We start from the raw sequence: 18,180 nt of genomic DNA, 5'->3' as shown, positions 1-18,180 counted from the left end.
CTCCATCGTCACCGGCACCTACGACGGCCGACCAGCCTCCGGCCGCGCGTACGTCGAGCTCTACGGTGACTGGAAATGATCGACAGACCCGGTCGCTTGCCTCATCGCGGTTCCTATGAATCCGCCAAGAAAACCTTGCGCGGACCATGATCCTGACAGGATCCTGACCGGCTTCGGACAGGCTGCTCTCCATGAGCGAACACGAATCGTTCCCTGAATCCCCAGACGTGTTCACGAACCGCAACGGACTGGGGCAGCATCACTTTTCGCGGCGGGCCGTACTTCGGCTGATGGCCGCGGCTCCTGTCGCAGCCGGCGCCACCTGGGCCATCCCCGGCGTCGCGTACTCTTCTCAGTCCACCAGCGCCCGGTCTGGCAGGTCCACCGCTGATCCGGCGTTGGAGGAGAAGATTCGCCAGCTCATCGACAAGCCGGAGTTCACCGGACAGTGGAGTCTCAAGTTCGCCTCGGTGGGAACCGGAGAGTCGATCTGCGCGTTGGACTCCGCGGTGCCGCACCGCCTGGCCTCCGCGATCAAGCAGTTCTACGCGACAACGGCATTCGAGCAACTAGGACCGGACCGTACGTTCCCGACCCGGATCTACGCCACCGGACCCGTTCGCCACGGCGTCCTGCACGGCGACATGGTCCTGGTCGCGGGCGGCGACCTCCTGCTGGGCTCCCGCGTCCAGCCCGACGGGTCGATGTACCTCGAGGCCCCGGACCACGGCTATGCCGCCAACTTCATGGAGGAAGCCAAGCCGATCCCAGGCGATCCCCTGCGGTCGATTCGCGAACTGGCCGACCAAGTGGCCGCCCACGGGATCCGGCGCGTCTCCGGAACGGTCCGAGTGGACACTTCGCTGTTCCGCCAGGCGCCATCGAACACCGGAGGCAGCCCGATGACCACCTCGCCGCTGATGATCAACGACAACATCATCGACATCACCATCGTCCCGGGAGCCAAGGCAGGAGAACCCGCCTCCGTCACGATGTCGCCGCAGACTCCGTATCTTCAGATCGTCAACCAGCTCAGGACGATCGACCCCGAGACGGAGACAGCCCAGCGGGTGGCGTTCACCGACGACATCACCCACCCCGACGGCACGCACACCGCCACCCTCACCGGCGGCGTCCCGGCCGGCGTGGAGTCCCTGCTCTTCCCGTACTTCATCCCCGACCCCGGCCGCTTCGGCGAATACGCGTTCGCCACGGCCCTACAGGACAAGGGCATCCAGGCCGAGCCGCCGGCCGTCCCCGAGGACCGCGGCACCGTAGCTACAACCTCCCACCACGGCAGGCCGCTTGCCGAACTGGTGACGGTGCCGCTGGCGAAGCAGGTCTGGCCCATGCTCAAGGTCAGCAGCAACCCTCACGCAGCCAACCTGCCCTACGTCGTCGGCGCCATCGCCAGCGGCGATCCGGAGAACGCCCGGGATGCGTACGAAAGCCTCCAGAGTGACCTGTTCGTCGAGGCCGGCCTGGACCCACACCCGCCGGGCTCGGAACGGGACCTGTACTCCCCCGACTTCTTCGTCACCTTTCTCGACCACATCCATGGCAAGCCGTACCTCGACTCGTACCTCGACGCGCTCGACGACGAGAACCCGGCCGGTGTGCCGGCGTTCACCAAGGGTGGCAGCGGATTCGCGCTCCTGCCGGACGGTCGAACGGAGTTCCACCTCGCCGGCGCCGGGTACCTCGCGCCGCCCGGCAAGGACATGGTCGGCTTCGCCGTCCTCACCGAACAGACAACGAAGTCGGACGATCCCGCGGAGAAAGAACCGCTGGACACCCTGATGCGCGACACGATGGGGGAGATCCTCGCAACCGTCTACGACGCCCTGGCCTGAACTCTGCGAGTCATCGGTCCGCCACGATCCCCGAAAACGAACCTCCCGATGCCAGGAGAACCCATGCCGTCCCGGCGCTCCGTGCTTGCCGCCGAGGACTCCTTCTCCGGCACCATCCCGCCCACCAACCGGGATGAACGTGTAGCGACGGTGACACGGTCGGCGTGGGGCTGGGCCCAGCAACCGCGTCCGCGCGATGACGCAGGCCCAGCTGGACGACAACCACGAACCGCTCGAACCCCGCAGCCGTGTCCACCGGACCACCGCCTGTCTCAAACCCGCCTGCTCGAGCACCTCGGTAGCCTTCCGGCCATGGCTACTCATTGGACTCTCGGGTGTGATGCCATCGATCCTCGTCGGCTTGCTGCGTTCTGGGCGCTGGCACTCGGGTATGTGGACGAGCCCGGCTACGACTTCCCGGATGGCGCGTCGATCATCGACCCGGACGGCAAAGGCCCGGCGATCGGATTTCTCAGGGTGCCGGAGCCGAAGACAGCCAAGAACAGGATGCACATCGACATCCGGGTGGCAGGCGAGCCACCCTGGGACATGGCGAAGCGGGAGCAACTGATCCGCACGAAAGTGACCGAGCTGATCGCTGCTGGGGCGACAGCATGGCGTGAAGAGTCAGATGGTGCAATCCTCGGTCACGTCGTCATGTATGACCCTGAAGGGAACGAGTTCTGTGTTGCCTGAAGGGTGCATCGGGTTGTCATTCGGCTCCAAATGCCGAAGTGGCGTGCAGCAACGCCAAACGCCCGCTGGGCCGGAAACCCATCGCGGCTCGCGCACCGAGCCGCTCTGACCACCACGTGAATCCACCGGCCACTCTGGCGGTGCCCCCAAGACGCGGACGTGGCGAAGCACCGCCTGGTGAGGGAGCGCGAGCGGCGTTGATCATGGCGCGGCGGATCGGTGACCGATGGCTCGCCGGCAGTCGGTTCGACCGGGTCTCGCCGAGGTCGTCGTGCGGTTTGACCGCGACGGCGTGGCTGACGACGATCGCCGTGCCGTTGGCGGTACCGCGCGCCCACATCGCCGGGCCATTTGGATGTCATACGGATGTCGCCGCGGCTTGGTTGTGATGTCGAGTCCCCGCAATAGCGTGCGGAGCTGCGACGAATCACCGCACATTCGCACAGCGGGATCAAGCAGTCGCAGACAAGGAGCCACGAAGCCATGGATCAGGACGGAACTCAGCCTCCGCATGCGCCGCTCACCCGTCGTCGGCTCCTGGGAGGCGCAGCTGCGGGAGGCGGAGCGATCGCACTGACGTCGCTGGCTCCGAATGTCGGCAGGGCGTTGGCGGCCACGGAGTCGTCCAGTCGGCGGCCGTCGTTGCGTGACATCAAGCATGTCGTGCTGCTGATGCAGGAGAATCGCAGCTTCGACCACTACTTCGGCACCATGTCAGGCGTTGCTGGCTTCTCCGATCCGGACGCGATCCAGTTGCCGAACGGCCGCAGCGTGTTCTACCAGCCCACCGACAAGAACCCTGACGGCTATCAGCTTCCCTTCCATCTGGACACCCGCACGACATCCGCGCAAGGGATGCCGACGGCGGGTGACTATGCCTGGGCTCCGTCGCACATGGCGTGGAACGGCGGCAAGATGGACCTGTGGCTGCCGTCCAGCTACCAGTACTTCCGGGGCAACAAGGAGCACATTCCGCGGCTCATGGGGTATTTCGAAGAGCAGGACATTCCCTTCCACCGCGCCCTCGCCGACGCATTCACGATCTGCGATCACTACCACTGCTCGATTCTGGGATCGACGACGCCCAACCGGGTCATGTGGGAAAGCGGCACCGTCGATCCTGACGGGAAGGCCGGCGGGCCGATTCTGACCAATGCCATGAACGTCAACTCATGGCAGACCTACGCCGAGACCCTGACCGAGGCCGGCGTCAGCTGGAAGCACTACTGGGTCGAAGGCGGGATGCGGAGCCAGATCGGTTGGTTCAAGGGCTACCAGGACGCGCCGGAGTCGTCACCACTGCGTCAGAACACGCAAGTCACCGAGGTCGGGCAGTTCGAGTACGACGCGCTGCATGATCAGCTACCGACGGTGAGCTGGCTCTTCCCGGGTCCGGGTCAGAACGAGCACCCGAATCAAGGCATGCCGGCTGCCGGTGCGGAGTTCATCGCCGGCAAGATCGATGCGATCGCCGCCAACCCGGACGTGTGGGCCAAGACGGCGTTCGTCCTGGTCTGGGACGAACACGGTGGCATGTTCGACCACGTCCCGCCGCCCACACCCCCGGAGGGCACCCCCGAGGAGTTCACCACGCTGACATCCCCGGGTGGCGTCGACGGTGCGGGACTTCCGCTCGGTGCCGGATTCCGCGTGGGGTGCATCATCGTCTCGCCATGGACCGCCGGCGGGTGGGTGTGCAGCGAGCCGTTCGATCACACGTCGAATCTGCGCCTCCTCGAGCAGGTGACTGGTGTCCGATCTCCGAACATCAGCCAGTGGCGCCGGCAGACGTTCGGCGATCTCACCTCGGCGTTCCGGTTCCGCGGACGACCCGCTGACCCGCCGACGCTGCCAGGTGCCACCGCGGGTGCTGCTTTGGCTCAGTACGAGGTTGCGCACCTGCCCGAACCGGTCGCCCCGGACGAGCAGATCCCGCCGAAGCAGGAACCAGGCGACCGACCCGTGATCCGCCCGCGGGATCGCTGATCGGCATTCGCGTCATAGGAAGCGGGCAAGGCGGCCAACGCCCGACCGGCACACCGCGAAGGAGTCGAAGGACCATGGATCACGATGAAGGTACCCCCCCAGAAGGTTCCTCTCACCCGTCGTCGACTCCTAGGAGGCGCAGCTGCGGGAGGCGGAGCGATCGCACTGACGTCGCTGGCTCCGAATGTCGGCAGGGCGTTGGCGGCCACGGAGTCGTCCCGCGGCCGGCCCTCCTTGCGTGACATCAAGCATGTCGTGCTGCTCATGCAGGAGAATCGCAGCTTCGACCACTACTTCGGCACCATGTCCGGGGTCGCCGGCTTTTCGGATCCGGACGCAATCCGACTGCCGAACGGTCAAAGCGTGTTCTACCAACCCACCGACAAGAACCCTGACGGCTATCAGCTGCCTTTCCATCTCGATACCCGCACGACATCCGCGCAAGGGATGCCGACGGCGGGTGGCTACGCGTGGGATCCGTCGCACATGGCGTGGAACGGCGGCAAGATGGACCTGTGGCTGCCGTCCAGCTATCGATACTTCCAGGGCGACAAGGAGCACATTCCGCGCCTCATGGGGTATTTCGAAGAGCAGGACATTCCCTTCCACCGCGCCCTCGCCGACGCGTTCACGATCTGCGACCACTACCACTGCTCGGTCCTGGGGCCCACCTCGCCGAACCGCATCATGTGGGAGACCGGCACGATCGATCCCAACGGACTGGCCGGCGGTCCGATTCTCGGCAACGAGGGCGTGGAGAAGCACTGGCGGACCTACGCCGAGGAGCTCACCGACGCCGGGGTGAGCTGGAAGTTCTACCAAGTGGAGGGAGGCATGTCGAGCGCGACCAAATACTTCCGGGGATTCCGGGAGGCGCCGACGACCTCGCCGCTGTACAAGAACTCCCAGATCGTCCCCGTCGGCCAGTTCGAGTACGACGCGTTGCACGACCAGCTGCCGACGGTGAGCTGGCTATGGCCAGGGCCGGGCCAGAACGAACATCCGAATCAAGGCATGCCGGCTGCCGGTGCGGAGTTCATCGCCGGCAAGATCGATGCGATCGCCGCCAACCCCGACGTGTGGGCCAAGACGGTGTTCGTCCTGGTCTGGGACGAGCACGGTGGCATGTTCGACCACGTCCTGCCGCCGACACCGCCGCCCGGTACGCCCGATGAGTTCGTGACACTGACCTCACCGACCGGCATCGAGGGCGGCGGCCTGCCGGTGGGTGCGGGGTTCCGCGTGGGGTGCATCATCGTCTCGCCATGGACCGCCGGCGGGTGGGTGTGCAGCGAGCCGTTCGATCACACGTCGAATCTGCGCCTCCTCGAGCAGGTGACCGGTGTCCGATCCCCGAACATCAGCCAGTGGCGCCGACACACATTCGGCGACCTCACCTCGGCGATCCGGTTCCGTGACCGGCCCGCGCGCCCACCGAACCTTCCAGGCGCGACCGCCGGCGTCGCGCTGGCTCACTACGAAGTCGCGAACCTCCCCGAACCTGTCGCACCCAACGACCAGGTCCCCCCGAAGCAGGAACCCGGCCGCCGCCCCGTGATACGCCCGCAAGATGCCTGATCGGCTCCGTATTCACCTCAGCTGGTCTCCAACACTGACCCCTGCTGGAGGGCCGCTGGCTGGAGCCGGCCGAAACCGGCGCGATCGCGCTCAACCAGGTCACCTTGGCCCACGCCGGCTGCCTGCTGGCCGTCATCCCAGCAGTCGGGCCTGCGTCCGCACACCTTTGCGCAACGGGGGTCGACGAGCTCACGACCCAACGCCGGGAACTCACCGCCCACCGTGACGAGCTCGCCGGGGCAATCGCCGAGCACACCGCCCCGCCGCGCAAGGAAGATCTACGCCAGGTCACCGGGATCATCCACGACGCGATCAGGACCGGCGAGTCGTCCGCCATCAAGCACCTGTTCAGACAGGTGATCCACCAGATCAGGATCGCCCCGGACATGACCGCCCATCCGAGCTACCTGGTGCCGGACATGCCAGTGCCCGGGCCGGCATCGGCCCGGGCACCAGGGACAACGGTTCGCATCAGCGAACCTGACGTGGAGCTGCCGGGAATCGAACCCGGGTCCTTCGACGCTTCTCCAGGGCTTCTCCGGGCGCAGCCTGCTGTGCCTCTACTCGGCTCCGGTGATCACACAGGCGAGTACACCGTGACGAGCCCAGTCGCGTGAGTGTCCCTGCCGGTCCCGCGACCGTACCTGCAGGTGAGCCTCCTTGATGATGCCGAACACCGGGTCGGAAGCAACCCCGGGTCGACAGACTTCAGTCCCTAGCCTCAGGCGGCGAGGGCGAAGTCAGTGCGCTTAGCGTTGGCACTTGTAACGTTTGCCGCGAGCGTTAACGAGATAACGCGGCCTCCTCGACCCGCTTCCCCTGGTTCGACGTGCGAAGTCGAAACCGCTCAGCCCCTCTGGAGTTGTCAACCACCTCGGGCGAACCCGAAGGTCCACCAAGGTTACAGCTTTCAACGCCCGACGGGCGAGCGAGATTCCCGGGACTCACCCTGTAGCGCTACCAGCGGGTAACATTGGGTCATACGCCACCGCCGAAGGAGGCGCGATGAGCACGAGCACCCGGCCCGGCACCGTCCACGTCGACGAACGCGAGGCCCGCAGGGTGGCCGAGGCCGCCCGCGAGACCGGGTGGAGCAGGCCGTCGTTCGCCAAGGAGCTCTACCTGGGCCGGTTCCGGCTCGACCTCATCCATCCGCATCCCCGGTCCGCCGCCGACGACGACGCTGCCACGACGGCGTTCCTGCGGCGGCTGCGTGAGGTCTGCGCCGAGCTCGACGGCAGCGTCATCGAGCGCGAGGCGCGCATCCCGGACGAGTACGTGAAGGCCCTGGCCCGTATCGGCGTCTTCGGCATGAAGATCCCACGCGAGCACGGCGGTCTCGGGCTGACCCAGGTCGGCTACAACCGGGGCCTCATGCTGCTCGGCGACGTCCACCCGTCCATCGGGGCGCTGGTGTCGGCGCACCAGTCCATCGGCGTGCCCGAGCCGGTCAAGCTGTTCGGCAGCGAGGAGCAGAAGCGCGCCTTCCTCCCCCGCTGCGCCCAGGGCGCCATCAGCGCGTTCCTGCTCACCGAGCCCGACGTCGGCTCGGACCCGGCGCGGCTGGCCGCGGTCGCCGAACCCGTCGACGGCGGCGCGGCGTACGAGATCAGCGGCACCAAGCTGTGGACCACCAACGGCGTGGTGGCCGAGCTGCTCATCGTCATGGCGCGGGTGCCGGCCCACGACGGCGGACGCGGCGGGGTCACGGCGTTCGTCGTCGAGGCGGACGCCGCGGGCATCACCGTCGAGCGCCGCAACGCCTTCATGGGGCTGCGCGGCATCGAGAACGGCCTCACCCGGTTCGACCGGGTGCGGGTGCCGGCCGCGAACCGCGTCGGCGGCGAGGGCGACGGCCTGCGGATCGCGCTGACCACGCTCAACACCGGCCGGCTGTCCATACCGGCGCTGTGCACCGCGGCCTCGAAGTGGTGTCTGAAGATCGCCCGCGAGTGGTCGGCCGAGCGGGTGCAGTGGGGCAAGCCCATCGGCGAGCACGCCGCGGTGGCGCACAAGCTCTCCTTCATCGCGGCGACGTCGTTCGCGCAGGAGGCGGTCCTCGACCTGTCCGCGCACCTGGCCGACGAGGGCCGCCGCGACATCCGCATCGAGGCCGCCCTGGCGAAGCTGTGGTGTAGCGAGACCGCCTGGCAGGTGGCCGACGAGCTGGTCCAGATCCGCGGCGGCCGCGGCTACGAGACCGCCGAGTCGCTCAAGGCGCGCGGCGAGCGGGCCGTCCCTGTCGAGCAGATCCTGCGCGACCTGCGCATCAACCGCATCTTCGAGGGCTCCACCGAGATCATGCACCTGCTCATCGCGCGGGAGGCGGTCGACGCGCACCTGCAGGCCGCCGGCGACATCGTCGACCCCGACGTCGACCTGCCCGGCAAGGCACGCGCCGCGGTCAAGGCCACCGGGTTCTACGCGCGCTGGCTGCCCCAGCTGGTCACCGGCGCCGGCCAGCTGCCCACGTCGTACCAGGAGTTCGGGCTGCTGGCACCGCACCTGCGCTACGTCGAGCGGGCGTCGCGGCGGCTGGCCCGTTCGACGTTCTACGCGATGGCCCGCTGGCAGGGCGCGCTGGAGAAGAAGCAGGGCTTCCTGGCGCGCGTGGTGGACATCGGCGCCGAGCTGTTCGCCGTCGCCGCCTGCTGCGTGCGGGCACGGATGCTGAGCCAGGACGGCCAGCCCAACGCCGTCCAACTCGCCGACGCGTTCGCCCGGCAGTCGCGGCTGCGCACCGAGCGGCTCTTCGACGTGCTGTGGCACAACTCCGACCGCTCCGACGAGCGCCTCGCCCGCTCCGTCCTGGCCGGCGAGCACACCTGGTTCGAGGCCGACGTGCTCGACCCCAGCGAGGGGACGGGGCCATGGATAGCGGAGTTCGCTCCGTCCGATCAGCCGGCCGAGAACGTCGCGCGCCGGATGCTGCCCTCGACCCGGCCGGACTGACGCTGCCCGGTCAGAAGAACTCGTCGAGCAGGCGGTAGAAGTCCTGCTTGGCCGGGTCGGCCGCGACACCGTAGCGCTCCAGGAAGCGCCGCCCGCTCTCGGCGCCGTGGTTCCCCTCCAGGGACCGGGTGACGACGGCCAGGTCCAGCCAGCGGTCGGCCACCCCGAGCCGTCCGGCGTCGATCACGCCCGTCACCGTGCAGGTCGTCGGGTCCAGCAGGACGTTGAGCAGGTCGAGGTCACCGTGGCAGACCGCGAGGTCCTCGCCGTCGGGGCGGGTGGCCAGCAGCTCGGCGACGAGCTGGTCGCGGGTCCAGCCGGCACGCTCGTCGTCGAGGTCGTCCAGGTCAGGATCGGCGGACAGCGCCGCGGGCACCGTCGTCGCCAGCCGGCGGTCGAACGGGCACTCGGCGACGGGGATGGCGTGCAGCGCCCGGGTGAGGTCGGCCAGCGCGTCAACGACCCGCGGCAGGTCGTCGTCCGGCCACGGCTGGTCCGCGGACCGGCCGGGTACCTGCGCGGTGACCAGCCGCCCGGGCCGGCACTCGAGCACCTCGGCGGCGGGGATGCCGTGGCGGCGCAGCCAGCGCAGCCGCTCGCCCTCGCCGACGAGGTCGTCGCCGGGGTGGTCGGACCGTTTGCGGAACACCCCGTCCCGCCGGCTCACCTCGGCGCCGGACTGCCCGGCGCTCACTCGCTCCCACACGCCGGTCAGGATGTCACGCGGTGCCGGTCGGCTCCACCAGCAGCCGCGCGTAGTTGGCCAAGGAGCGCTGGTAGCGCGGCAGGTGCGGGGCCAGGGCGCCGACGGCGATCGCCACGGCCTCCCGTTCCCGGCCGACGTCGGTGAGCGCGAGCGCGAGAGTGGCGGCCACGGCGTCGTCGAGATGGTCCGAGCCGGCCCGCAGCTCCTCGGTCAGCAGCGCGACGCTTTCGTCCGGGCGCCCGAGATTGCGCAGCGAGCTGGCCAGCTGGATCACCGCGCGGCGACGGCGCTCGCCGGGGAGCTCACCGGCCAGCGCCGCCCGGTACAGCGGTACGGCCAGGTCCGGCTGCCCGGTGGAGTCGAACGAGCTCGCCCGTTCGAACGCGCCGACGCTGCTGCCGGGCCCGAGCTCCGCCGCCAGCGCTTCGATCAGCGCGACGAACTCGGCCGGCTCGTGCTCGTCGAGGGTGGCCCACGTGGCCGCGAGTCGCCGCTCCCAGTCGTCGTCAGTCATCCCGCCAGCCTCGCACACGCGAGCGCCCACGATCACAGGCGGACGACCGCCCGGCCCCGGCCGACAGTGCCCGCGTCGGAGCCGCCGGCTGTGACCTCGACGGTCACGACGGCGCACCCGTCGGCGCGCAGCTCGGCGATCGTCGCCACGACGCGGACAGTGGCCCCGTCGCCGTCGTCGGGTACCGGGACCGGGCGGGCGAACCGGAACGTGAGGTCGGCCAGCCGCGCCGGGTCGCCCAGCCAGCCGGTCAGCGACCGGGCCACCAGGCCCAGCGTCAGCGTGCCGTGCGCGATCACGTCGGGCAGGCCCGCGGACCGGGCGACCCGCTGGCTCCAGTGGATGGGGTTGAAGTCGCCGGAGGCTCCCGCGTAGCGCAGCAGGTCCAGGCGCGTGAGCCGGTAGTCCTCCCGCGCCACGACCTCGCCGGCGACGACTGCCGGGGCGCGGATTGCGGAGATCATGCTGGCCCCTTCCGCCGAGTTCCGAGGCGGGCCGTGCCGCCGCGCGCGGTGACCACGGCGACGTCGAGGATCTCGATGGCGGCGGGATCGGCTGCCATCGCCCCGACCCGGCCGTCGCGATCGAGCCGCACCCACCACCACCGCCCGGCGACCAGGACGCTGCGCAACGCGGACCCCCCGTGCTCCATGCCCACGAGCACGGGGGACGCCGCCGACGGCGCAGGTACCTCACTCATGTCGCCCGCCCGGCCTCAGATGTAACCGCGGGTCCGGACCGCGCTGCCCACGCGGCCCAGGGCAATGGCGTACGCGGCCAGTCGGTAGGTGCACCCGTTCGACTCCGCGTACTCGGCGACCGCGGTATGGGCGCGTTCGAGCCGGTCGCGCAGCTCGGTGTTGAAGCGCTCCTCCCGCCACTGGAACTGCTGGATGTTCTGGGTCCACTCGAAGTACGAGCCGGTGACGCCGCCGCCGTTGGCGAGGATGTCGGGGATCACCCGCACGCCACGGTCGGCCAGGATGCTGTCGGCGTCCGGCGTCACCGGGTGGTTCGCACCCTCGGCGACGACCGACGCGTTGATCGAGGTCGCGTTCGCGGCCGTGATGCTGCCGCCCAGCGCCGCGGGGACGAGCACGTCGCAGTCCAGCGTCAACAGCTCCTCGCCGGAGATCGGGGTGAACGCGACATCGGCGTCGCGCACCGAGCCGCCCCGCGCCACGGCATCGACCAGGCCGGCGACGTCGAGGCCGGTGTCGTTGAAGACGCCGCCGTGCACGTCGCTGACCGCGATCACCCGGGCGCCGAGAGCCGCGAACTCGCGAGCGACCCAGGAGCCGACGTTGCCGAAGCCCTCGATCACCACCCGCCGGCCGGCGAGGTCCCACCCCCACCGCCTGGCCGCGGCAGACACGACGTAGACCAGGCCCCGGCCGGTCGCCGGCTCGCGCCCCGGCGCACCGCCCAGCTCGACCGGCTTGCCGGTGACCGCAGCCGGCGTGTAGCCGTGCCGGCTGCTGTAGGCATCCATGAACCACGCCATGACCTGGGCGTTGGTGTTGACGTCGGGTGCGGGGATGTCGCGGTAGGCGCCCAGCACGTGACTCAGCGACAGCGCGAACGTACGGGTCAGGGACTGCAGCTCCCGCGCGGACAGCTGGGTCGGATCGACCTGGATGCCGCCCTTGGCGCCGCCGAACGGCAGGTCCAGCAGCGCCGTCTTCCACGTCATCAACGCCGCGAGCGCCCGGATCTCCTGGAGATCCGCCTCGGGGTGATACCGCAGGCCACCCTTGTATGGCCCGCGGGCGCCGTTGTGCTGCACCCGGTACCCCTGCGCGACGAGCAGGCTCCCGTCGTCGCGGCGCAGCGGCACCTGGACGTTCACCTCGCGGTAGCTGGTCTCCAGCACCTCGGCGACGTCACCGGGGAGCTGGATGGCGCGGGCCGCGTCGGCGACGTACCTGCGTACGGCGGCATCGGGTGCTGGTACGGGTGTGGCGTTCTCGATGCTCACGACTGTCCCTCGATCGATCCTCCGATGTAAAACGAATATCCCTTCTATTTATCGGAGGCGCAACACCACAGGCATGAGGTGTCAGTCACACACGCATCGACCAATGATCATCAACCGATGGCGACGTCATGGCGTCGCCACCCGTTGATGATCACGGACAAGCTCAGCCGCGGCGCCGGGCTCGGGCCATGGCCCGCTCGGCCTCGCGCTTCGCCTCGCGCTCGGCGATCGTCTGCCGCTTGTCGTACGACTTCTTGCCACGGGCCAGCGCCAGCTCGATCTTGGCGTAGCCGTCCTTGAAATACAGCGACAGCGGCACGAGGGTGAAGCCGGTCTCGCGAGTCTTGCCGATGAGCCGGCTGATCTCCTCCTTGCGCAGCAGGAGCTTGCGGGAGCGGCGCGGTGCGTGGTTGTTCCAGGTGCCGAGGTCGTACTCGGGGATGTGCACGTTGCGCAGCCACACCTCGCCGTCGCGGACCTCCGCGAACCCGTCGACCAGCGATGCCTTGCCCGCCCGCAGGGCTTTCACCTCGGTGCCGGTGAGCACGATGCCGGCCTCGTAGGTGTCGTCGATGTGGTAGTCGTGGCGGGCCTTGCGGTTCTGGGCCACCACGGTGCGTCCGCGCTCTCGTGCCATGACACCAATGATCCCATTCCGGCGGCCACCGGGACCAATGGCTTTCAGCCCAGGTAGCTCATGGGGTTCACGCGTTCGCCGTGGACGTACAGCATGAAGTGCAGGTGGCACGCGGTCGAGCTGCCGGTGGTGCCGGAATAGCCGATGACCTCCCCCTGCGAGACCCGCTCGCCGGAAGAGACGGCGAACCGCGACAGGTGGCTGTACGTGCTGACCATCCCGCTGTGGCTGACGGCGACCTGGTTGCCGTACGCACCCCGGTAGTACGCCCACTCGACGGTTCCGGAGGCGACCGCCCGGATCGGTGTGCCGCAGTAGGCGCGGAAGTCGGTGCCGTCGTGGAGCTTGTAGACGCCGGTGATCGGGTGGGTCCGCATGCCGTACGGCGACGTCACGTACGGGTTGGCGGTCGGGAACTGCAGGCCGGACGAGCTCTCGCCGTCGCCTCCGCCGCCGGAGCCGCTGTCGTCGTCGGAGTCCTCTTGGTCCTGCTCGGCCTGGTCCTGCTCGGCCTGCTCCTGTTCGGCCTCTTCGCGCTCGGCCTCCTCACGCTGCCGCCGCTCGATCTCGGCGATCTCGGCGGCTATCTGGTCGCGCTCGGTCTCCCACGCCGCGGCCTGGGCGGCGTCCTCATCCTTGGCCGCATCAGCGGCGGCCATCGCGGTGCCTTGCGCCGCGATCAGGTGGTCGACCTGCGCCTTCGCCGCGGCAGCGGCGTCGCTCGCGGCCTGGGCCGCCGACCGCGCGGCCTCCGCGGCGCGCTCGCGCTCCTCGGTCAGCGCCAATTTCTCGGCGGCCTGTTGCCGAAGTACCTCGGCTTCGGCTTCCAGCTCCTCGAGCACGACGCGCTCGTTGGACAGGGCGGCGCGGTCATCCTTGAGGTCGTCCATGATGCTGCTCTCGGCGTTGATGACCGAGCGCGACGCGGCGGCACGAGCCGCCATCTCGTCGAGGCTCGACGCCTGCATCATCGATGCGATGGTCGCGAGGTCGCCCCCGGCGCCCCTGGTGTAGGCCTGCACCGCGACCTGGCTGATCGAGGCCCGCTTGTCGTCGATGCGCCCGCTGACCTCGTCGATCTTCACGAGCTGGTCTGCGACCTTCTGCTCGGCCTCGGCCAGCCGCTCCGCGGCCGCCTGGTCCGCGGCCCGCGCGGCGACGACCTCCCCGCGCGCCACCTCGAGCTCCTGCTCGGCGACGGCCAGGGTCTGCTGTGCGGTGGCCAGGCCGGCCTCCGCTGCCGGGAGCTGCGCCGTCGCCGCCTGGTAGTCGCGGGTGGCGTCGGCGAGTGCCTGCGTGGAGTGGGCGAGCTCGTCCTGCGCTCGGGCCAGGCTGTTCTGCGCGTCCTTGAGCCGCTCTTCGGCATCCGAGGTCGCCCATGCCTGGTTGAGACCGGTACAGAGAATGCCGACGGTGACGATCAGGATCGTCAACCGCCGACCCCAAGACATCTCATCAGTCACAGCTTTCACAGCTGCCCCCTTCGCACCACTCGTGCATGACCGTAACATCATTCACTCCAGGCGCGAAGCCCACCTGCGCGAATTACACCGCTGTCATTCGTTGCGTTCCGTCCGGAAATCTGGCTTTTCTACTGCTTCCGTGGGCCGCATGACCTCGAATGATCACGTTCAGCACGAGATCTCGTGTCGCACCACGCTCGCAATCATGGTGAGGCTCGGAGGATCCTGCTGAACGTGATCATTCCGCGGCCACAGTGCGAAGTTGCTACGGGTGACCGGGCGCCCCGGGGGCCCCGCCAAACCGGGTCGTCGACGACACCCCCCGACATGGCCGGCCGGGGCCACGGCACCTGTCCGCACCGGCATCGCGATCAGAGCGGCACCGAACCCGACGACGCAGGCGACTCGAGATGCATGGGAAGTCCTCATGGCGTGAATCGCGATCGTTGCGAGGGTCGCAACCGCCGTTGACTCCCAACGGCCGGCCCGCCTAGGTTCGGGCGGAATCCAGCGTCGCCAGCGAGGAGAGCACCGCCATGCCGCAGGTCGACCGGCTCAATGTCGTCGTCGTCATGGCGGACGATCTCGCGATCTGGGCCCTGGGCTGCTACGGCAACGCAGAGATCCGGACGCCGCACATCGACGCACTCGCTCGCGGCGGCACACGATTCACCGAGTTCTACTGCACCTCGCCGGTCTGCTCACCGTCGCGCGCGTCGATGCTCACCGGCCGGATACCGTCCGCGCACGGCGTCCACGACTGGATTCGTGGCGGCAACGGTCAGGACGACCCGGGCATCAGCTATCTGGCCGGGCAGGCGAGCTACCCGCGAATCATGGCGGACGCGGGCTACACCTGCGGCATCAGCGGCAAGTGGCACCTAGGCGACAGCCCATCCCCGCAGCAGGGCTACACCCACTGGTTCGTCCACCCCAGCGGCGGCGGCCGCTACCACGACGCGGTCATGTACCGGGACGGCCGGCGGGTGGCGACCCAGGGCTACCTCACCGACGTCATCACCGACGACGCCGTCGGCTTCCTCCGTGCGCGCGCCGACGACGACGCACCGTTCCTGCTCAACGTGAACTTCACCGCACCGCACAGCCCTTGGGTCGACCAGCATCCGGCCGACCTCGTCGACTCCTACGCCGACTGCGAGTTCGCCAGCTGTCCGCAGGAGACGCGGCACCCCTGGATCGAGCAGCACCCGATCGAGATGGACAACACGGAGCAGAACGCCGACCCCGCACGCGGTCCGGTGACCATCCGGGACCACCTGCAGGGGTACTTCGCCGCGGTCACAGCGCTGGACCGTTGCGTGGGGCGCCTGGTCGGCGAGCTCCGCGCGCTGTCGCTCGAGGAGAGCACGCTGCTCCTCGTCACCAGCGACAACGGCTTCAACTGCGGCCATCACGGCATCTGGGGGAAGGGCAACGCGACCTTCCCCCAGAACATGTACGACTCCTCGGTCAAGGTGCCGATGATCGCGTCGCTGCCCGGCCGTGTCCCGGTCGCCGAGGTCGACTCGATGCTCAGCGGGTACGACCTCCTGCCAACGCTGCTGGAGGTGACCGGCCTCGCCGACCGGCTACCAACCGGGCTCCCGGGACGCAGCTTCCTCCCCGACCTCGAGGGCCGGGACGCAGGCCCGGACCGGCCCGTCGTCGTGTACGACGAGTTCGGCCCGACCCGGATGATCCGCACCCGCGAGGTCAAGTACGTCCACCGGTACCCCTACGGTCCGCACGAGCTCTACGACCTCGTTCGCGACCCGGATGAGCGGATCAACCTCCTGCTCGACCAGCGCGTCCTCGACCGGGACGAGCCGGACCGCCTCACCCGGGCAGCCGAGCTGCGCACCCACCTGGAGCGCTGGTTCGACCGCTACGCCGACCCCCGCCGCGACGGACGGGTGCAGGCGGTCACCGGCAGGGGGCAGCTCCTCCCGGTCGGACAGCCCGGCGCCGAGGCCTTCCACCAGTTCGAGGCGAGGAAGGAGCTCGACGCCTCCTACCGTGACCCGGCGTAGGTCGTGTGGGCAGTCGGACGGCCGACGACCGCAGGCGACCCACCGTCAGACGCGCAGGTAGCGGCGCAGCGTGACGAAGGACGCGACCACCGAGATCAGGACGCCGGCCAGCAGCAGCCACGGCACCGCCGCCCACACGTCCCCACTGTCGACCCAGGACGTGAACTGCAGGTTCGGCGCGATGAACCGGCCAACCACCAACTCGACGCCGAAGAACAGCGCGACCACCCCGAACAACGACCCGAGCAGGCCCGCGATCGCGGCCTCCAGGATGAACGGCAGCTGGATGTAGAAGTTCGACGCGCCGACCAGCCGCATGATGCCGGTCTCGCGACGGCGGCTGAACGCGGCCAGCCGGATGGTGTTGCCGATCAGCAGGACGGCCGCGATCACCTGGATGAGCGTGATGGCGAACGCGCTGACCTGGACGCCATCGAGCGTCTGGAACAGCGGCTCCAGCAATTGACGCTGGTCGGTGACCTCTTGCACACCCGGCAGACCGGAAACGGCCGAGACGACGCCGTCGTACTCCTCCGGGTCCTGCAGCGCGACGCGGAAGGACTCGGGCAGCTGGTCGGGGGTGATGATGTTCTCGACGTCGGAGTCGTCGAACTGCTCGCGGAACCGCTCGAAGGCCTGTTCCTGGTTCTCGTAGAAGACCTCGTCGACCTCGGGGTGCGCCTCCAGCGTCTGCCGGATGGTGTCGCGCTGTGCGTCGGTGACCGCTCCGTCGGCGCATCCGGCGCCGGTGGAGTACTCGTTGCACATGAACACCGAGATCTCGATGCGGTCGTACCAGTAACCCTTGGTGGTCTCGGCCTGGGACCGCACCAGCAGGCCGGTGCCGAACATCGCGATGGAGATCGCGACCACGATGACCAGTGCGATGGTCATCGTGAGGTTGCGGCGTAGTCCGGTGGCGATCTCGGACAAGACATACTGGACGCGCATCGTTTCTTCCGGGTCGGCTGGTGGCCGCGGACGGCCCTGGCTGTGGTGGCGCGCTAGCGGGTGTAGCCGTACACACCGCGCGACTGGTCACGGACGAGCTTGCCGTGTTCGAGCTCGATCACGCGCTTGCGCATCTGATCGACGATCGACTGGTCGTGGGTCGCCATGACGACGGTGGTGCCGGTGCGGTTGATCCGGTCCAGCAGCTTCATGATGCCGACGCTGGTGCCCGGATCGAGGTTGCCCGTCGGCTCGTCGGCCAGCAGGATCAGCGGACGGTTGACGAATGCCCGGGCGACGGCGACACGCTGCTGCTCGCCGCCGGAGAGCTGGTCGGGCAGCCGGTCCTCCTTGCCGTCGAGCCCGACGAGCTCGAGGACGGCGGGCACGTCGCGGTTGATCTGCCGCCGCGGCTTGCCGATGACCTGCAGCGCGAACGCCACGTTCTCGAACACCGTCTTGTTGGGTAGCAGCCGGAAGTCCTGGAAGACCGTGCCGATGCGGCGGCGCAGGTGCGGGACCTTCCAGTTCGACAGCCGGTGCAGGTCCTTGCCGGCGACGCGGATGCGCCCGGCCGTCGGCCGCTCCTCCTTGAGGGTCAGGCGCAGGAACGTGGACTTCCCCGAGCCCGAGGGCCCGACGAGGAACACGAACTCGCCCTTCTCGACCTCCATGGTGAGGCTGTCGAGGGCCGGTTGGTTCTGCGTCGGGTACAGCTTGCTGACGTTGTCGAAAAGGATCACGGTGCCTCGCCGATCTGGATGCCTGACGCTCCTGCGATGCTCGTCGACCGCCTGAAGCTCGTCTGTGAGTGTACGTCCGCCGGTGTCCGAACG

15 protein-coding genes and 1 other RNA gene are annotated in these 18,180 nt (G+C 68.9%); 6 read left to right on the top strand and 10 right to left on the bottom strand.

The window, feature by feature from the left end; genetic code table 11:
• Positions 1 to 191: 191 nt before the first annotated feature.
• From E1269_RS01450 to E1269_RS01435, 4 genes are all read left to right on the top strand, one after another.
• Positions 192 to 1,853, top strand: a complete 1,662-nt coding sequence (locus E1269_RS01450; protein ID WP_131890222.1) for a D-alanyl-D-alanine carboxypeptidase — start codon at positions 192 to 194, stop codon at positions 1,851 to 1,853.
• 312 nt (positions 1,854 to 2,165) lie between these two features.
• Entirely contained in the window at positions 2,166 to 2,549 is a 384-nt protein-coding gene (locus E1269_RS01445) for a VOC family protein (protein ID WP_131890220.1), read from the top strand.
• Positions 2,550 to 3,032: 483 nt separating this feature from the next.
• Positions 3,033 to 4,535 (top strand): alkaline phosphatase family protein, encoded by a 1,503-nt coding sequence (locus E1269_RS01440; protein ID WP_131890218.1) that lies wholly within the window; start codon positions 3,033 to 3,035, stop codon positions 4,533 to 4,535.
• A gap of 84 nt (positions 4,536 to 4,619) precedes the next feature.
• On the top strand, positions 4,620 to 6,113 hold the full coding sequence (locus E1269_RS01435; RefSeq protein WP_131890217.1) for an alkaline phosphatase family protein: 1,494 nt from the start codon (positions 4,620 to 4,622) through the stop codon (positions 6,111 to 6,113).
• A gap of 483 nt (positions 6,114 to 6,596) precedes the next feature.
• Here E1269_RS01435 and ssrA read toward each other — a convergent pair.
• Positions 6,597 to 6,968, bottom strand: a transfer-messenger RNA (tmRNA) gene (gene ssrA, locus E1269_RS01430).
• Positions 6,969 to 7,118: 150 nt separating this feature from the next.
• Here ssrA and E1269_RS01425 point away from each other — a divergent pair.
• On the top strand, positions 7,119 to 9,065 hold the full coding sequence (locus tag E1269_RS01425) for an acyl-CoA dehydrogenase family protein (RefSeq protein ID WP_131890215.1): 1,947 nt from the start codon (positions 7,119 to 7,121) through the stop codon (positions 9,063 to 9,065).
• A 10-nt stretch (positions 9,066 to 9,075) separates the two neighbouring features.
• On the opposite strand, the gene E1269_RS01420 is transcribed toward E1269_RS01425, so the two are convergent.
• The 7 genes from E1269_RS01420 to E1269_RS01390 form a co-directional block, all read right to left on the bottom strand.
• Positions 9,076 to 9,783: an APH(3') family aminoglycoside O-phosphotransferase gene (locus tag E1269_RS01420; protein WP_420810595.1), complete on the bottom strand. Its 708-nt coding sequence runs from the start codon at positions 9,781 to 9,783 to the stop codon at positions 9,076 to 9,078.
• A gap of 1 nt (position 9,784) precedes the next feature.
• Positions 9,785 to 10,285: a tetratricopeptide repeat protein gene (locus tag E1269_RS01415; protein WP_131890211.1), complete on the bottom strand. Its 501-nt coding sequence runs from the start codon at positions 10,283 to 10,285 to the stop codon at positions 9,785 to 9,787.
• A gap of 32 nt (positions 10,286 to 10,317) precedes the next feature.
• Entirely contained in the window at positions 10,318 to 10,749 is a 432-nt protein-coding gene (locus E1269_RS01410) for a MaoC/PaaZ C-terminal domain-containing protein (RefSeq protein WP_131890209.1), read from the bottom strand.
• A complete protein-coding gene (locus E1269_RS01405; protein WP_131890207.1) occupies positions 10,746 to 10,985 on the bottom strand; it encodes a hypothetical protein in 240 nt (79 codons plus the stop codon). Before E1269_RS01405 ends, E1269_RS01410 begins: the two co-directional genes overlap by 4 nt.
• Positions 10,986 to 11,000: 15 nt before the next feature.
• Complete coding sequence (locus E1269_RS01400; RefSeq protein WP_203432690.1) at positions 11,001 to 12,263, bottom strand: Glu/Leu/Phe/Val family dehydrogenase; 1,263 nt, start codon at positions 12,261 to 12,263, stop codon at positions 11,001 to 11,003.
• A gap of 163 nt (positions 12,264 to 12,426) precedes the next feature.
• Positions 12,427 to 12,900 carry an SsrA-binding protein SmpB gene (smpB, locus tag E1269_RS01395; protein ID WP_131890204.1) on the bottom strand — a complete coding sequence of 158 codons (474 nt, stop codon included), beginning with the start codon at positions 12,898 to 12,900 and terminating at the stop codon, positions 12,427 to 12,429.
• Between the two features lie 44 nt (positions 12,901 to 12,944).
• The gene (locus E1269_RS01390) at positions 12,945 to 14,333 is read right to left on the bottom strand and encodes a M23 family metallopeptidase (RefSeq protein WP_131890202.1); all 1,389 of its coding nucleotides are present in this window, start codon (positions 14,331 to 14,333) and stop codon (positions 12,945 to 12,947) included.
• Positions 14,334 to 14,899: 566 nt separating this feature from the next.
• On the opposite strand from E1269_RS01390, the gene E1269_RS01385 reads away from it, so the two are divergent.
• The gene (locus E1269_RS01385) at positions 14,900 to 16,393 is read left to right on the top strand and encodes a sulfatase-like hydrolase/transferase (protein WP_131890200.1); all 1,494 of its coding nucleotides are present in this window, start codon (positions 14,900 to 14,902) and stop codon (positions 16,391 to 16,393) included.
• A 45-nt stretch (positions 16,394 to 16,438) separates the two neighbouring features.
• Here E1269_RS01385 and ftsX read toward each other — a convergent pair whose 3' ends face one another.
• On the bottom strand, positions 16,439 to 17,344 hold the full coding sequence (gene ftsX / locus E1269_RS01380) for a permease-like cell division protein FtsX (RefSeq protein ID WP_131890198.1): 906 nt from the start codon (positions 17,342 to 17,344) through the stop codon (positions 16,439 to 16,441).
• Positions 17,345 to 17,397: 53 nt separating this feature from the next.
• Positions 17,398 to 18,087: a cell division ATP-binding protein FtsE gene (ftsE, locus tag E1269_RS01375; RefSeq protein ID WP_131890196.1), complete on the bottom strand. Its 690-nt coding sequence runs from the start codon at positions 18,085 to 18,087 to the stop codon at positions 17,398 to 17,400.
• Between the last annotated feature and the right edge of the window lie 93 nt (positions 18,088 to 18,180).

Origin of the sequence: Jiangella asiatica (genome assembly GCF_004349065.1) — a bacterium.
Lineage (GTDB): Bacteria > Actinomycetota > Actinomycetes > Jiangellales > Jiangellaceae > Jiangella > Jiangella asiatica.
Note: the sequence above shows the minus strand (reverse complement) of the source record. Positions and strands in the feature narration are given on the sequence as shown.

Bases quoted from the DNA above. Each gene is read 5' to 3' on its own strand.
- E1269_RS01445 (WP_131890220.1), top strand. From the start codon at position 2,166: ATGGCTACTCATTGGACTCTCGGGTGTGATGCCATCGATCCTCGTCGG.
- E1269_RS01435 (WP_131890217.1), top strand. From the start codon at position 4,620: ATGAAGGTACCCCCCCAGAAGGTTCCTCTCACCCGTCGTCGACTCCTA.
- E1269_RS01450 (WP_131890222.1), top strand. From the start codon at position 192: ATGAGCGAACACGAATCGTTCCCTGAATCCCCAGACGTGTTCACGAAC.
- smpB (WP_131890204.1), bottom strand. From the start codon at position 12,900: ATGGCACGAGAGCGCGGACGCACCGTGGTGGCCCAGAACCGCAAGGCC.
- E1269_RS01425 (WP_131890215.1), top strand. From the start codon at position 7,119: ATGAGCACGAGCACCCGGCCCGGCACCGTCCACGTCGACGAACGCGAG.
- E1269_RS01385 (WP_131890200.1), top strand. From the start codon at position 14,900: ATGCCGCAGGTCGACCGGCTCAATGTCGTCGTCGTCATGGCGGACGAT.
- ftsX (WP_131890198.1), bottom strand. From the start codon at position 17,344: ATGCGCGTCCAGTATGTCTTGTCCGAGATCGCCACCGGACTACGCCGC.
- E1269_RS01440 (WP_131890218.1), top strand. From the start codon at position 3,033: ATGGATCAGGACGGAACTCAGCCTCCGCATGCGCCGCTCACCCGTCGT.
- E1269_RS01405 (WP_131890207.1), bottom strand. From the start codon at position 10,985: ATGAGTGAGGTACCTGCGCCGTCGGCGGCGTCCCCCGTGCTCGTGGGC.
- E1269_RS01415 (WP_131890211.1), bottom strand. From the start codon at position 10,285: ATGACTGACGACGACTGGGAGCGGCGACTCGCGGCCACGTGGGCCACC.
- E1269_RS01410 (WP_131890209.1), bottom strand. From the start codon at position 10,749: ATGATCTCCGCAATCCGCGCCCCGGCAGTCGTCGCCGGCGAGGTCGTG.